The organism is Pyxidicoccus sp. M6 (assembly GCF_055568925.1).
Map to the genome: position 1 here is coordinate 1,079,184 of NZ_CM145714.1, position 13,667 is coordinate 1,092,850.

14 protein-coding genes are annotated in these 13,667 nt (G+C 69.9%); 9 read left to right on the forward strand and 5 right to left on the reverse strand.

Annotation, left to right across the window (positions count from 1 at the left end; translation table 11 throughout):
* The first annotated feature begins 71 nt into the window (after positions 1–71).
* Both ACVTJA_RS04590 and ACVTJA_RS04595 read left to right on the forward strand, forming a co-directional pair.
* Positions 72–479 (forward strand): arsenate reductase ArsC, encoded by a 408-nt coding sequence (locus ACVTJA_RS04590; protein ID WP_465834102.1) that lies wholly within the window; start codon positions 72–74, stop codon positions 477–479.
* A 98-nt stretch (positions 480–577) separates the two neighbouring features.
* The gene (locus ACVTJA_RS04595) at positions 578–2,959 is read left to right on the forward strand and encodes a DUF4153 domain-containing protein (protein ID WP_465834104.1); all 2,382 of its coding nucleotides are present in this window, start codon (positions 578–580) and stop codon (positions 2,957–2,959) included.
* Between the two features lie 42 nt (positions 2,960–3,001).
* Here the strand turns inward: ACVTJA_RS04595 and ACVTJA_RS04600 are convergent, their stop codons facing one another.
* The 3 genes from ACVTJA_RS04600 to ACVTJA_RS04610 all read right to left on the reverse strand — a co-directional run bounded on the left by ACVTJA_RS04600 (position 3,002) and on the right by ACVTJA_RS04610 (position 6,213).
* Positions 3,002–3,820, reverse strand: a complete 819-nt coding sequence (locus tag ACVTJA_RS04600; protein WP_465834106.1) for a TonB family protein — start codon at positions 3,818–3,820, stop codon at positions 3,002–3,004.
* A gap of 225 nt (positions 3,821–4,045) precedes the next feature.
* A complete protein-coding gene (locus ACVTJA_RS04605; protein WP_465834108.1) occupies positions 4,046–4,648 on the reverse strand; it encodes a DUF938 domain-containing protein in 603 nt (200 codons plus the stop codon).
* Positions 4,649–4,716: 68 nt separating this feature from the next.
* Positions 4,717–6,213: a serine/threonine-protein kinase gene (locus ACVTJA_RS04610; RefSeq protein ID WP_465834109.1), complete on the reverse strand. Its 1,497-nt coding sequence runs from the start codon at positions 6,211–6,213 to the stop codon at positions 4,717–4,719.
* A 216-nt stretch (positions 6,214–6,429) separates the two neighbouring features.
* Between ACVTJA_RS04610 and ACVTJA_RS04615 the strand changes: the two genes are divergently transcribed.
* From ACVTJA_RS04615 to infC, 3 genes are all read left to right on the forward strand, one after another.
* The gene (locus ACVTJA_RS04615) at positions 6,430–7,260 is read left to right on the forward strand and encodes a phytanoyl-CoA dioxygenase family protein (protein WP_465834111.1); all 831 of its coding nucleotides are present in this window, start codon (positions 6,430–6,432) and stop codon (positions 7,258–7,260) included.
* Between the two features lie 244 nt (positions 7,261–7,504).
* A complete protein-coding gene (locus ACVTJA_RS04620; protein ID WP_465834113.1) occupies positions 7,505–8,425 on the forward strand; it encodes a ribonuclease Z in 921 nt (306 codons plus the stop codon).
* Positions 8,426–9,009: 584 nt separating this feature from the next.
* Positions 9,010–9,714 carry a translation initiation factor IF-3 gene (infC, locus tag ACVTJA_RS04625; protein ID WP_465840307.1) on the forward strand — a complete coding sequence of 235 codons (705 nt, stop codon included), beginning with the start codon at positions 9,010–9,012 and terminating at the stop codon, positions 9,712–9,714.
* Positions 9,715–9,895: 181 nt separating this feature from the next.
* Here the strand turns inward: infC and ACVTJA_RS04630 are convergent, their stop codons facing one another.
* The gene (locus ACVTJA_RS04630; RefSeq protein WP_465834114.1) at positions 9,896–10,429 is read right to left on the reverse strand and encodes a cupin domain-containing protein; all 534 of its coding nucleotides are present in this window, start codon (positions 10,427–10,429) and stop codon (positions 9,896–9,898) included.
* A 253-nt stretch (positions 10,430–10,682) separates the two neighbouring features.
* On the opposite strand from ACVTJA_RS04630, the gene tnpB reads away from it, so the two are divergent.
* From tnpB to ACVTJA_RS04645, 3 genes are all read left to right on the forward strand, one after another.
* Complete coding sequence (gene tnpB / locus ACVTJA_RS04635) at positions 10,683–10,802, forward strand: IS66 family insertion sequence element accessory protein TnpB (protein ID WP_465834116.1); 120 nt, start codon at positions 10,683–10,685, stop codon at positions 10,800–10,802.
* 403 nt (positions 10,803–11,205) lie between these two features.
* Positions 11,206–11,493 (forward strand): hypothetical protein, encoded by a 288-nt coding sequence (locus tag ACVTJA_RS04640; RefSeq protein ID WP_465834118.1) that lies wholly within the window; start codon positions 11,206–11,208, stop codon positions 11,491–11,493.
* Entirely contained in the window at positions 11,490–11,879 is a 390-nt protein-coding gene (locus ACVTJA_RS04645; RefSeq protein WP_465834119.1) for a hypothetical protein, read from the forward strand. Before ACVTJA_RS04640 ends, ACVTJA_RS04645 begins: the two co-directional genes overlap by 4 nt.
* Here ACVTJA_RS04645 and ACVTJA_RS04650 read toward each other — a convergent pair.
* Positions 11,856–12,494 (reverse strand): VOC family protein, encoded by a 639-nt coding sequence (locus ACVTJA_RS04650; protein WP_465834121.1) that lies wholly within the window; start codon positions 12,492–12,494, stop codon positions 11,856–11,858. The two genes, ACVTJA_RS04645 and ACVTJA_RS04650, sit on opposite strands and share 24 nt — an antisense overlap.
* A 245-nt stretch (positions 12,495–12,739) precedes the next feature.
* On the opposite strand from ACVTJA_RS04650, the gene ACVTJA_RS04655 reads away from it, so the two are divergent.
* The gene (locus ACVTJA_RS04655) at positions 12,740–13,651 is read left to right on the forward strand and encodes a DUF2135 domain-containing protein (RefSeq protein ID WP_465834123.1); all 912 of its coding nucleotides are present in this window, start codon (positions 12,740–12,742) and stop codon (positions 13,649–13,651) included.
* The last annotated feature ends 16 nt before the right edge of the window (positions 13,652–13,667 follow it).

Consider the following 13,667-nt stretch of genomic DNA (forward strand, 5'->3'; position numbering starts at 1 on the left):
CGTGGACCCCAGACCAACATCGCGCGCGGGGGAGGGGTGCGCTGAAGCCAGGAAGTGACGAAGGGAACGAGATGAACAAGGTCATCTTCGCCTGTGTGCACAATGCCGGCCGTTCGCAGATGGCGGCGGCGTTCTTCAACGTAATGGCGGACCCGGACAAGGCGCGCGCCGTGTCCGCGGGGACGCAGCCCGGGGAGCAGGTGCACCCGGAAGTGCGGGAGACGATGCGCGAAATCGGCATCGACCTGGGCGAGGCGAAGCCCCGGCTGCTCACCGACGCGCTGGCGCAGGACGCGCACTGGCTCATCACCATGGGCTGCGGCGACGCGTGCCCCCACGTGAAGGGCCTCAAGCGCGAGGACTGGCCCCTGGAGGACCCGAAGGGCCGCTCCATTCAGCAGGTGGAGCGCATCCGCGACGAGGTGGCCGCGCGCGTGGCGGACCTGCTCGAGCGCGAGGGCTGGATGCGCGCCGGGTAGCGCGCCGCTCATCGACGTAGCACGCCGCTCACCGCGTCCTCGCGCCGCTCGAAGAAGGCCCCCTGCCCGTCGTGACGGGCCTTCGTTGGAGCTGGCGCATGCTCTTCGACCGACGACAGCTCCTGGTGGGCGGTGGCCTGGCCGTGGCCGCCCTGGCGACGACGGAGGCCGCCGCGCGCGGCCCCACGCCTGAGGCTCGGACGCGCGCCGCCGCGCCCATCCGGCTCAGCGCCAATGAGAATCCCTACGGCCCGTCGCCGAAGGCCCGCCGCGCGATTCAGGCGGCGCTGGCGGACGGCAACCGCTACGCGCGCAACGCCGCGGAGCTGGAGGCGCACGTCGCCCGGCGCGAGGGACTGGCACCCGAGAACGTCATCCTCACTCCCGGCTCGCAGGCGCTGCTGTGCCTCGCGGCGCTGCACGTGCGGCAGTCCGGTGGCGACATCGTCACCTCGGAGCCGACGGCGGCGGCCCGGCCGCTGGCTGCGGATGACCACCTGTTCCTCTCGGGCGAGCGCAAGGCGCGCTTCGTCCAGGTGGGAGACCTCGCCTGTGTGTGCAGCGCGGGGGACTACTCAGGGCGGGGCACCGACCGTTCAGCGGCGGAATGGGTACGCCGGCCAGGGGAGGGGATGGACCGTCCGGGGCCGGGGCGCGACCGCTCGCCCTGGAGCGGGGCTTTTCGGAGTGGAGACGTGTGCATCTTGGGGACGTTTCGAGCTGTCTCCCGTCCGAGGTGCGCAGTCATGAGCACGTACGTTCCGCCGGATTCCACGCCCGCGCCGTCCCTGATGTCGCCGCCCGAGGCCACGCCTTCGGGTGTACCGACTTCGGTTCCCTCCCAGGAGGCATCGTCCGGGACCACGCCGCCTCCCGAGACTTCGTCCCTCGGGTCGACACCGTCGAGGACGGCCACGTCTCCGAGGAGGCCCGCGCCTCGGCCTTCGCCCTCCCGGGGGGCGTCGTCCGACCACGGTGCCCCCATCGCGTCCTACCATCAGACTTCGGCGGCCACCCCGCTGCTGCCGCAGGTCCGCGCGCCTCGCGCCACGCTGGGCGCGGCGCTGGGCCTGGGTGTCCTCGCGGAAGTCCTGCTGGACCGGCCGTTGTGGGGCGTGTCCTTCCCCATCGTGGTCGCGGCCCTGCTGGGGACGCTCGTGGCGCTCGGCGGGCGCGAGGGCTGGCAGCGTGCCCGGCCCAACGCGTGGCTCGCGGCGCCGCTGCTCGTCATCGCCGGCTTCGTCGCGGTGCGCGCGAGCCCGTGGCTCCTCGTGCTCAACGTGTTGACCTCGGCCGCGCTGCTCCTGCTGCTCACGCACTTCTGGGCGGCGGGCCGCGTGCAGCGGCTGGGCGTGCTGGACTACCCGCTGGTGGCCCTGGCCACCACCTTCCGGGGCATCCTGTATCCGCCGGCGCTCATCCGTGACTCGGTGGACCTGCGTGCCGCGCGGGAGCAGGCGCCGCGCCTGCTGCCCTTCGTGCGCGGAGTGCTCATCGCCCTGCCGGTGCTGCTCGTCTTCTATGTCCTCCTCCAGTCCGCCGACGCCGCGTTCGCCGTGGCCATGAATCGGCTGTGGGATGCGAATCTGTGGTGGCTCTTCGAGAGCGCCATCGTCCGGGGGCTCGGCATCGGCTTCTCCGCGTGTGTCGCCGCGGCGGCCCTGGGCCACGCGCTGCGCCGGCGCAGGGGCGAGGAGCGGGGCGAGGCCGAGGCCGCGCCGGCTCGTCCGCGCCTGGGGCTCACCGAGGCGCTCACGCTCATCCTCGCCGTGGACGCGCTCTTCCTCGTCTTCGCGGGCTTCCAGGTGGCGTACCTCTTCATCGGCGGCGCCTCGTCTCCCGCCGAGGGCTACACGTATGCGGAGTACGCGCGCCGGGGCTTCTTCGAGCTGCTGCTCGTGTCGATGATGACGCTGGGGCTCGTCATGGCGCTGGCCCGCTGGACGCGCCGCGAGTCCCCGCTGGCGCAGGGCGCCTTCCGCGTGGGCGCGACGCTCATGGTGGCGCTCACGGTGGTCATCCTCGCCTCGGCGGTGAAGCGCATGACGCTGTACGAGGACGCCTTCGGCTACACGCGCCTGCGCCTCTTCACGCATGTGTTCATGCTCGCGCTGGGCGCGGTGCTGACGTGGCGCGCGGTGACGCTGTGGTGGCGGCCCGAGCGCTTCGCCATCGGCGCCTTCGTCACGGCGCTGGCCGCGGTGGTCGCGGTGAATGTCGTCAACCCGGACGCGCTCATCGTCCGTCTCAACATCGCCCGCGCTACGGACTCGAGCGGCCCGGACGTGAGCTATCTCTCCGGTCTTTCCACCGACGCCGTGCCCGAGTTGGTGCGCGACACGGCCCATGCGCCCGGGTGGCAGGCGGACCTGCTGCGTCAGTACGCGGAGCGGCTGCCCGCTGGGAGCTCCTGGCCCGAGTGGAACCTCTCGCACGCGCAGGCCCGACGTGCGCTCGAGCCGGCGGGTGCCGCCAGGTGAGAGCCGAGCACCGGTCCGGTGCCCTCGGCCCGAGCCGAATGCTCAGCGCAGGTGGTAGTTGAACGGCAGTTCCACGGTGACGCGTCCGCCGAGCTCCGGCGGTGGCGGCGGGAAGGGCGCGGCGTCTCGCACGGCCTGCATCGCGGCGTCGCAGAGGACGAAGTGCGGACACTTGCCGAGCACCCCCAGGTCGAGAAGCTGCCCCCGCGCGCCCACGGAGATGCGCACCACCAGCCTGCCCTGGATGCCGGCCATGGCGGCCTGGTGCGGGTAGCGCACGTTCTCGAAGCGGTCTCGGAACATCGTCTCGAAGTACTGCTCGCGCCACGTGGCGAGCTGCTGTTCGGTGGGACGCGGAGGCGGTGCGAGCACGAGGCCCGGGTTGCTCGCGCCCAGCACGCCGCGCACGAGGCCTCCCACCACGCCGCCCGCGATGCCTCCGGGCACGCCGCTCGCCGGAGCAGAGGCCGCGACGTCGGTGCCTCCCTCCTCGACGGTATCGGGCGTGGGCGGTGGTGCTTCCTCGACGGAAGGTGTTGGCGGTTCGACAGGCTTGGGCGGGGACTGAGGGAGGGTGGGCTTCGGGAAGGGGCGTGCCCGGCGCGCCACCGTCCTTCGGGCGACGTTCGCTGGAGCGGAGGCCGTGGTGGCCGCGGGCGGCGGAGGCGGTGCCGACACGAGCCGGAGGACCAGGTCCCCCGAGTCATCCTGGGCACGACGGGCGTCGGGGTTCCCCCGCCAGACGGTGGTCAGGCCCGCGAGGGCCCCGGCGTGGAAGCCGAGCACGAGCGGCAGGAGCCACAGCGAGCGCCGCCGGTCCGGAGCCTGGCGCGAATGCGCGTGGACGACGGAGGCGAACATGGCGACATCTCTGTCGCCGGCCTTCGAGCCTGAATCCGGCATCGGTCCATCCCCCTCTCCACCTCGCGGCACCGTGCGGCCCGCCGCCACCCCGGGTGTGTTAGTGGCGGAGGTCCATGGCGTAAAGGGGGGCACGCCTCGGTGCATGTGCGCCGGTCCGCATTCTTTCCCGGTGGATGTCGGCGGGGCTTCATTGCCACGGCTTCGTGTACGATGACGGGCCGCTCAGCGGCTCGGTCGCTTGCGGAAGACGAGCGTGAGGTTGTTGCTGGGCATGTCCACCACGCGCTCGCGCTCCAGGCCATGGCGAGCGGCCTCCGCGGTGACGTCTCCGAGTTGGCGCACGCCCCAGACCGGGTTTCGCTCGCGCAGCGAGGCATCGAAGGCGAGGTTGCTCGGCGCCGTCTCGCGGCCCTCGACGAAGTAGGCGCCGTACATGACGAGGCACCCGCCCGGGACGAGCACCCGGCCCGCGCCCCGCATCAATCCCTGGCACGCGGCCCAGGGGGAGATGTGAATCATATTGATGTTGAGGATGGCGTCCGCCGAGGACACCGGCCACGTGTCGCTGCTCGCGTCGAGCGGGAGCGGTGGCAGCAGGTTGGGGAGGGACTCCTCGGCGCGCCACGCAGCGATGCTTGCGAGGGACTCGGGCTCGACGTCGGTGGGCTGCCAGGCGAGGTGGGGGAAGGCGCGGGCGAAGAAGACGGCGTGCTGACCGGTGCCGCTCGCGATTTCCAGCAACGTGCCCGAGGTGGGCAGCACTTCACGAAGGACGGCGAGCAGGGGCTCGCGGTTGCGTTCCGCGGACGGGGCATGACGCTTCATGCCCGTGGGTCTCGCACATCCTCGGTGGTGCGCGCGAGCGAGGAGGTGAGGCTCCGTTGGCGGGAGACTCAGGGGCGCGTGGTGGGAGCCGAGGTGGGGGCGCGCTGCACGGGGAAGGACGGCAGGTAGCAGGCACCCTTGTAGTCATAGGCGTCCTCGTCGCAGGGAGACTTCACGCGGGCGAGCTCGTACCAGCAGCCGCCGCGCAGCTCGATTTCGCCCTTGCGGTTGCAGGGAGGCTTGCGCTGACCGGGGAAGGGGCGGTCCGGCATGGGCAGGCTCAGCCCGGGCGGCGCGGTGAAGGAGGGGACGGGCGCGAGGATGGTGACGGGGGATGCCACTGCCGCGTCACCCACGGACACGGTGCCTCCGTCGCGGGCCTCCTGGAGCGGAGTTGCCTGCGCGTAGGGAATCTCATCCTGGGTGGGACGCAGGAACCAGCCGGTGGCCGCGGACAGCAGGGACAGGCACACCGTGGCCATCGCGAACCAGGGCCATCGTGCCGTGTCGTGTTCAGCGCGTGGCTCGGTGATTCGAGGCGTTGTGCTCTCGTTGCTGCTCGGGCCCACCGGTGTGACGACAGCATGGGGAACGGCGGAATCGATGAGCGGCAGGTCCACCTGGGGAGCATTGGGACCGGAGAGCGGCAGGTCCGCGTGAGGGCCCGCGGTTCGCATGGCCTCCTCCAGTGCAAGAGCAACAGCGGCCGCGCTGCCGTGGCCCAGGCGTTCCTCGGGCTGCTCCGCGAGCATGCGCAGGATGAGCGCGTCCAGCTCCACGGACACGGCGGGGTTGCGCAGTCGTGGCGGAACCAGTGACGTCGCGTCGTCATCCTGCACATCCATGCCATCGACGCGAGGCGGTGGCGGATATCTCCCGGTGACGAGCCGATACGCGGTGACGCCGAGGGCGAACACATCATCCGCCGGCTGCGCTTCGTAGCGGGCCGTGGGATGGCTGCGGAAGTCCCACTGGAAGCGAACGGCCTGCGGGCTGCGGTACGGCGGCGTGCCTGGAGGCAGTGGAGGCGCGGTGAGCGTGGGAGCACCGCGGATGTAGCCCGCGCCGAAGTCGGTGAGGAAGGCCTGTCCGTCGCTCACGCGCACCAGAACGTTGTCACCCTTCACGTCGCGGTGGACGGCGCTCACCGCATGCGTGGCATCCAGCGCGCGAGCCACCTGTGCGAGCAGTCGAAGCACCTGCCGCGACGTGGGGTGCTGTTCGCGTCCCCAGTCATAGAGCGGCACTCCCTCCACCCAATCCATGACGAGGAAGGGGAACGGACCCGCAGGGTGGGCCCACAGTCCCTGCGCATGAAGGCGGGGCACACCGGGGTGGTGGATATGAGAGAGCAACTCCGCCTCACGGTCGAAGCGGGGGTCCACCGGGTGTGTGGCCAGCTTGAGCGCGAAGGGCCCGAAGCCCGGGGAGTCGAGGGGCTCGACGCGGTAGACGGCGCCGTAGTTGCCTCGGCCTCTGCGCTCCAGCACTCGCCACGAGCCCACTTCCGTGCCCGGTGGAAGCGAGGCTGGCGCGAGGTCCTTCAATGCACGTCGTGTCTCCATGAGAGCCCTTGCCGGAGGAGGGCGGTCCGCTCCGCCCGTGCGCCGATACTACCTCATGGGTAAAGGATGAAGTAGCCTCCCCTTTGAGTGAGATTCAGCACGGCGCCGGGGCAACCGACCCCCTCTGCTACGCGTGTGCCCTGCGCACCCTCAGAGACCCCGTGAGATAATCCCGCCCGCGTCGGAGGCACCGCACTCCGCGCACGGGAGGTTGTGATGACGGACCGGGCCAGTCAGTTCGAGCAGCAGGGCTACCTCGTGCTTCCGGGGTTCGTCTCCGCCTCGGACTGTGACGCGCTCAAGGCCCGCGCGGAGGAACTGGTCGCCGGCTTCGAGCCGGAGACCGTCTCCATCTTCACCACCCACGAGCAGACGCGGACATCCGACGACTACTTCCTCGGCTCGGGAGACCGCATCCGCTTCTTCTTCGAGGAGAGCGCCTTCCGTCCGGACGGCTCGCTGCGGCAGGACAAGGCGCTGTCCATCAACAAGATTGGCCACGCGCTCCACGACCTGGACCCGCGCTTCGACCGGTTCTCCCGCACGCCAGCGCTGGCCTCACTGGCCGCCGAGCTGGGACTGCAGAAGCCCCTGCTCCTGCAGTCCATGTACATCTTCAAGCAGCCCCACATCGGCGGCGAGGTGAACTCGCACCAGGACTCCACGTTCCTCTACACGGAGCCGACCACCTGCCTCGGCTTCTGGTTCGCCCTGGAGGACGCGACGCTGGAGAACGGCTGCCTGTGGGCGCTGCCCGGTGGACACCACCTGGGCCTCAAGAAGCGCTTCGTCCGCGCCGAGGGCGGAGGCACTGCGTTCCGCGTCCTCGACCGCACGCCCGTGCCCGAGCAGGACATGGTGCCGCTGGAGGTGGAGAAGGGCACGCTCGTGGTGCTCCACGGCCTGCTGCCCCATCGCAGTGGGCCCAATACCTCGCCCAAGAGCCGCCACGCCTATTCGCTGCACCTCATCGACGGCACCGCGACGTACCCCGAGGACAACTGGCTGCACCGCTCACCGGCCATGCCTCCGCGCGGCTTCGTCTGACCGGCTCAGCTCCGATGCACGGTGATGTGGCGCGCGCCCCGTCTCCGCGACGGGACGCCCCGCCTCCGCGAGCACGTCGAGCAGACTGGCAATCACCCGGGCGATGGGCGTGGAGAACGAGCTCAGGGGTGACTCCATCGAGAGAACAAGAGGCGCCCAGCCTCCCTCGGCCCGCCCTCGCGGTGTCAGGCCCGTGCACGAGGCCCCGTCGGGGTGCCATTCTTCGCACGGGGGAGCACCTGCCATGTCCAGCCGCGAGCTCATCGTCCTCGGTTCCGCGAGTCAGGTGCCCACGCGCCACCGGAACCACAACGCCTACTTCCTCCGCTGGGACGAGGAGGGAATCCTGTTCGACCCCGGAGAGGGCACCCAGCGTCAGATGACGCTCGCGGGCCTGTCCGCCACGCAAATCACCCGCATCTGCGTCACGCACTTCCACGGAGACCACGCGCTCGGGCTGCCCGGCATCATCCAGCGGCTGTCGCTGGACCGCGCGAAGCACCCCGTGGAGGTCTACTACCCCGCGTCGGGGCAGGCCTTCTTCGAGCGGCTCCGCCACGCCACCATCTTCATGGACGCGGCCACCATCATCCCGCGCCCCATCTCCGGGGACGGCGTGCTCGCGGAGACGAAGGGCTTCAAGCTGTCCGCCGCGAAGCTGGAGCACGCGGTGGACACGTACGGCTTCCGGCTGGAGGAGCACGCGCGCGTGCAGCTCATCCCCACGAAGCTCGCGGAGGCCGGCATCTCCGGGCCGCTGACAGGCGAGCTGCTGCGTCGCGGCTCCGTCGAGGTGGGCGGCCGCACGGTGCGCGTGGAGGACGTGGGCGAGACGCGCTCGGGCCAGGCCTTCGCCTTCGTCATGGACACCCGGCCGTGCGACGGCGCCGCGCGGCTGGCCCGGGGCGTGGACCTGCTGGTCTGCGAGTCCACGTACCTGGACACCGAGCGCCAGGAAGCGCACGACCACTTCCACATGACGGCGCTCCAGGCCGCGGAGCTGGCTCGGGAAGCCCAGGCCCGGAGGCTGGTCCTCACGCACTTCTCCCAGCGCTACGAGGACACCGCCCCCTTCGTCGCCGAGGCGAAGCCCCTGGTGGCGGACGTGGTCGCCGTGAAGGACCTGGACCGGGTGGACGTGCCCCGGCGCTCGCGGCCGGCATGAGAATGGCCCGCCTCCCCGCCTGCTCAGCGGGCGGGCGGGGTGGGCCCTCTTCCTCCCGCCAGCCCTTGTTGCTACAACAAACGATTCCAGGTATCCCAGTTTCCACGAAACCGGAACGGACCCCTCGGGTGGGGCGCGGGAGGCCGGCAATCGTCACCTGGAGTGCGGCAGGACCCTGGACCATCGGACAAAGCGGGCGGGATTCCCATGGGGCCCTGGCCAGGGGTCGGAGGCGGGCGCCATGATGCCGGCCCTCGCCATGTCCCCTTCTTCCGTCCACTTCGCGACGTCCGCCGCCGCTTGGGCGCTGTCACCGGCCTTGGGGTTCCAGGGCGGGGGGACGGGCTCGGCGTTATCTCTGGCGTTGCCGTTCCGGGTCGGAGAAAGTCCGGCCCGGCCAACCCCTCCTTCCGGGCGAGCGAGGACCTGGGGGCGCTCTTGTATAAAGAGAGCAGCCTGCCGGGCCGCTGAACGCGGGAAGGGTGGGCTGCCTCACATCCCTGTCCGGCAGCTTGTTGTACCGGAGTGACCTGTCACACCTTCAGTGGTGGCAGGGCGGAAACCGAATTTCAAAGGAGCTTCACATCATTCGCGAACAGAGAGGTAGCCGCGGCGGGAGCCGCGACCAGAGGACCAACCGCCGTATCCGTGCTCGCGAGGTCCGCGTCGTCGGGTCCGACGGCGGGCAGCTCGGAGTCATGCCGCTCGAGGCTGCCCTCGACCTGGCTCGTACCGAGGGGCTCGACCTCGTCGAAATCAGCCCCATGGCCAGTCCACCGGTCTGCAAGATCATGGACTACGGCAAGTTCAAGTACGAGGAGAAGAAGAAGGCCGCCGAGGCGAAGCGCGCCCAGGTGACGGTCCTGCTCAAGGAAGTGAAGCTCCGTCCGAAGACGGAGGAACACGACTACGAGTTCAAGGTCCGCAACACGCGGCGCTTCATTGAGGACGGCAACAAGGCGAAGGTCGTCATCCAGTTCCGCGGGCGTGAAATCACGCACAAGGAGCAGGGCACGGCCATCCTCGACGACGTGGCGAAGGACCTGAAGGACGTGGCCGTCGTGGAGCAGCCGCCCCGCATGGAAGGGCGTCTGATGTTCATGATTCTGGCGCCCACGCCGAAGGTGGCCCAGAAGGCCCGCGAGCTGGTCCGCCAGGCCGCCGCCGCCAAGCGCGAGAAGCACGCGGAGGGCAAGCCGGGCGCCGACGAGAAGCCGGGCGCCGACGAGAAGCAGGGCGAGCAGCCGCAGGCCGCGAAGCCCGCCGACACGCAGCCCGCGACTCCGTAACGCGAAGTGCCGCTGGCACGCGGTGGAGGAAGTCCACCGCGTGTGGCGGCCGCGTGGCCTGCCCGTGCCTGCGCGTCTCTTCAGTTCGGCCAGCTCGTTGAAGATGGCGCCGCCGGGCCTGCTTCGAGGACGCGGGCGCTGCCTTCGGGCATTCCAACTTCGGCCCCCTCTCCGAGATTGTTCAGACGGCCTGGAGCGGTGTCGGAGCCGGAGGGTGGAAGCCTCGCAGGCGCCCCAGTGCCGCGAGGACTCTCAACAGAGCCCCCACCAGGAACCGGGGCCGCGGCGCGAGCCGGACGGTGTCGCGGTAGGCCGTGAGCATGACGGCGAGGGGCAGCGGACGGGGGATGCCCTTCTTCCCCGTGAGGCCCTCGCGGTGGAGCGAGTCCAGTCCGGCGAACCAGTCACGGGTGCGCCCGGCGGGGCGCGTGCTCCAGGTGGCGTGGGTGGGCGTGTCGCCTGGATTCCACAGCGTGTGGACAGCGCCGCGCGGAATGTCGAGCACATCGCCCGCGTGCAGCGTGTGCAGCTTCCCGTCCACCTCGGCGCGCAGGGCGCCGACGATGACTTCGAAGCGCTCGTCCTGGGACGGGTGGAAGTGCGGGACGGGGCGAGGGCTCTTCGGGGCGTATTCGGCTTCGACGACGAGCGCGGTGGGCGAGTACTCGCGGATGGTGATGTGCTCGGAGCGGGTGAGGCAGTAGTGGGTGGGCATGGCTCGCTTCCTCCGGCGCCCTGGGCGTCACCGTGAAGATTCGGGCCGAGGGAGGCGAAGCGCAGGTAGCGGGCCGGCGCGGCACCGCGTCGGGTGTCCCGTGGGGCAGGAGGCGCGTAGGGGAGTGGCTGACTGCCCCCATGATGTCGGCAGTCTGGCCCCGAGGTCGCGGTCAGGATCAGGAACCAACCGATAAGGAGCTCGCAGCGGAGCTCGGCGTCAACGTGCACACGTTGAATGCGTGGAACAGGATATGCGCAAGAGCTTCGACACGCTCGCGCTCGTCGCTCGGCAGTTGCTGGGGGGAGGACCCACAAGCGGCGCGCTCTACGTCTTTGTCGGCAAACGCGCCTCGCGGGTGAAGGCGCTGTGATTCGGCTGCAATGGGTACTGCCTCTTGCGGAACCAAGCGACTGCGCCAGGCGCTCTTCGCGGTGCCCGAAGGCACGCGTGTGGGGCCCGCGGCGGGCTGAAGCGCGGCTGTCTGCTGGGCGTGCAAGAGGCCCAGCTCCAGCCCGGCGGGCTGGTGGCCTGCGTCCATGGCCCGTCTGAATGGCGCGAAGAGGAGCGGGAGCAGGTCTGCCAGAATCGGCGCGGCGGGAGCGCTCCCGAGGCAGTCGTCAGGGTCGTACAACCAAGATACCTGGCGTGGTTGCCAATATTATTGGCAACATCGCCAAGGTTGTTGGCAAGATCACCAAGAAAATTGGTAGTATTCCTCCGTGCTCGAAGATGGCTCTCGGCTCTTTGGTACTTCGACCAGGACGGCAGTGCTCGTGGCCGTCCGTCTGCTCGAAGCAACCTATCCCAGCGAGTTGGCGGCTCTGCTTGGCGTGCGCCCATACACCGTCCAATCCATCCTGGCGTCGCTCGAGCGGGAAGCGATCATCGTCAGTCGGTTGATGGGGATAACTCGTACGGTCTCCCTGAACCCTCGATACTTCGCGCACGGTGAACTCAGCGCGCTGCTTTGGAAGCTCGGAGAGCACGACATGGACCTTCAAGCCAAGCTCGCCGCGCGACGGCGTCGTCCTCGCCGCGCTGGCAAGCCGGGGCTCTCGTGATCGGGCCCACGTCGTCGCTCACGGACATTGCCTTCGCCGTGTGCAGCTTCATCAGGAAGGGGGATTTCTATCGTCACCCACACTCGCACTTCCTCTTGGAGTTTCCGAACGGGCCGCTGGCGGTGGGTGACGACTTGATCAAGAGTTGGAGCACCGTCCGTCGTGACGACGAGGTGCTGTACGTCCTGTCGCCCACCGACTCATGCCGTGACCGACTCGCGTCCTTTCTCTTCTGGAACGACTTCAGCGGCCTGGAACAGGCGATTGCCGTCTTCCGCGCACGGGTCAAGGAGGTGGACCTGAACGTCATTGAGGACTGGTGCCGGCGCGAGGGGCACAGCCAGAAGTTCCGTCTGTTCGTGTCACGTATTGGCGCCTCGACCTGAGGATTCCAACGGACCGAAGTACCGCAGAAGCCATGCGCATGCGCGCCGCCGTTCCGCGTTACTTGCTCTCGTCGGGCTTGGGCAGTTCCACCCCCAGGATTTCCGAAACTTTTTGGAGGTCCAGTAGGGCCTCGGCACGCTGGGCCGGGGCCCGCTCCTTCTCCAGCTCGGCGACGCGCCGGCCGGTTCGTGTCGGGCACCTTCGCCGGCGGGGTTCGCTTCTTCGGCCTGCCTACCCTCCGAGCCTTGGCCTGTAGCAGCGGCCTGGAACTCCAGCCGATTGCCGAACGGGTCCGCGCTGTGGAAGCGCCGCACCTCCGGCACCGAGTCATCCCATGTCACCGGGTGCCCCGCGGCCTTCAGGGCCTGCGCGAGCGCGTCCAGCGTGGCCACGCGGAAGGCCGGGTGGGCCTTCTTCGCGGGGGCAAAAGGCTCCTCCACGCCCAGGTGCAGGCCGCGTCCATCCGCGAGCTCGAACCAGAGGCCTCCGCGCTTCGCCAGTTCGGGCGGCTTGGGCACCTCTCCCAGCCCGAGCAGTCCACCGTAGAAGGCCCGGCCCTGGGACTCCTGGCCCCGGGGCATGGCGAGCTGAACGTGATCCAACCCCTGAATCATGGCGTCGTCCCTCCGTGTGAGCACTGGCCGTGAGTCTGCTCCGACTCCCAGCGCGGCTGAAGGGCCGCGAATGGCGCACCCCGCGTGTCCCTCCACCCACGCTTCGTAGGGGGCCCGACCAGGCGTTCCCTCTGAAGGGGTGCCCCGAGGGCCGCTGGCAGGCGACTTGAAATGGAGCCCCGTGCTGCCGCAGTCTGTCCGCCCGCCCACACACTTCGGCGGAACTTCTCCTACAAGGACGCGCGATGCTTCCCGTCATCCTGGCCGTGCTCCTGTCGCAGGCGGCGCCCGCCGCGGCTCCCAACCCGCGCCAGCAGGGCGTGCCCATCGGCAAGGGCAAGACGCTGCCCACCGTCAAGCTCACCGCGCCCTCGGGCGGGTGGACGGTGGACCGGATGATGCTCGTCGAGGGCACCATCAGCGACACCACCATCGACCCCGTGGTGGTTTCCATCAACGGCGACCGCTACCTCATGCGCACCTACGGCGGCCGCTTCAGCCGCAAGTTCCCCGCCGCCAGCGGGAAGAACATCGTCACGGTGATGGCCACCAACCAGGCCGGCACCGCGCGCGCCCAGGCCACCAGCTACGCGCAGATTCCGCCCGTCCCCTTCAAGGTCGTCCTCACCAGCGACACCGACGGCGTCTACACCGACCTCCACATCTACGAGCCCACCGATGCCAGCGAGGCCGGCGACCAGCTCAAGGTGACGGAGATGGCCCACGTCTACTGGGCCGACACCGCGAGCCCCTCGGGCGGCACGTTCTTCCTCAACGAGCAGGGCGGTGACTTCGACCAGCCCGCGTACGGCCCGTACCTCTACATCCACCGCGCGCCGCCCAAGGGCGTGTACCTCGTGGCCACCAACTACTGGCCCAGCGGCGACAAGGCCCACACCTTGGCCACGCTCAACCTCGCACTCTTCGAGGGCACGCCCAACGAAATCCGCCGCATGGTGCGCATCCCCCTGGCCACGCCCGGCACCACGCGCGTGCTGGCCTGGGTGAACGTGCTCGGCGACGGACAGGCCGAGGTCTACGTGCCCGCGCAGGACCCCAAGCCCAAGCACCCGGGCTGGCCCACCAACCTCGCCGAGGCCCTCAAGGAGCTCCAGGCCAACGGCGACAGCGGCGGCGGCGAGGGCGAAGGCTACTGACCTTCCCGAGCGTCCC

Bases quoted from the DNA above. Each gene is read 5' to 3' on its own strand.
- ACVTJA_RS04590 (WP_465834102.1), top strand. From the start codon at position 72: ATGAACAAGGTCATCTTCGCCTGTGTGCACAATGCCGGCCGTTCGCAG.
- ACVTJA_RS04595 (WP_465834104.1), top strand. From the start codon at position 578: ATGCTCTTCGACCGACGACAGCTCCTGGTGGGCGGTGGCCTGGCCGTG.
- ACVTJA_RS04600 (WP_465834106.1), bottom strand. From the start codon at position 3,820: ATGTTCGCCTCCGTCGTCCACGCGCATTCGCGCCAGGCTCCGGACCGG.
- ACVTJA_RS04605 (WP_465834108.1), bottom strand. From the start codon at position 4,648: ATGAAGCGTCATGCCCCGTCCGCGGAACGCAACCGCGAGCCCCTGCTC.
- ACVTJA_RS04610 (WP_465834109.1), bottom strand. From the start codon at position 6,213: ATGGAGACACGACGTGCATTGAAGGACCTCGCGCCAGCCTCGCTTCCA.
- ACVTJA_RS04615 (WP_465834111.1), top strand. From the start codon at position 6,430: ATGACGGACCGGGCCAGTCAGTTCGAGCAGCAGGGCTACCTCGTGCTT.
- ACVTJA_RS04620 (WP_465834113.1), top strand. From the start codon at position 7,505: ATGTCCAGCCGCGAGCTCATCGTCCTCGGTTCCGCGAGTCAGGTGCCC.
- ACVTJA_RS04630 (WP_465834114.1), bottom strand. From the start codon at position 10,429: ATGCCCACCCACTACTGCCTCACCCGCTCCGAGCACATCACCATCCGC.
- tnpB (WP_465834116.1), top strand. From the start codon at position 10,683: ATGCGCAAGAGCTTCGACACGCTCGCGCTCGTCGCTCGGCAGTTGCTG.
- ACVTJA_RS04650 (WP_465834121.1), bottom strand. From the start codon at position 12,494: ATGATTCAGGGGTTGGATCACGTTCAGCTCGCCATGCCCCGGGGCCAG.
- ACVTJA_RS04655 (WP_465834123.1), top strand. From the start codon at position 12,740: ATGCTTCCCGTCATCCTGGCCGTGCTCCTGTCGCAGGCGGCGCCCGCC.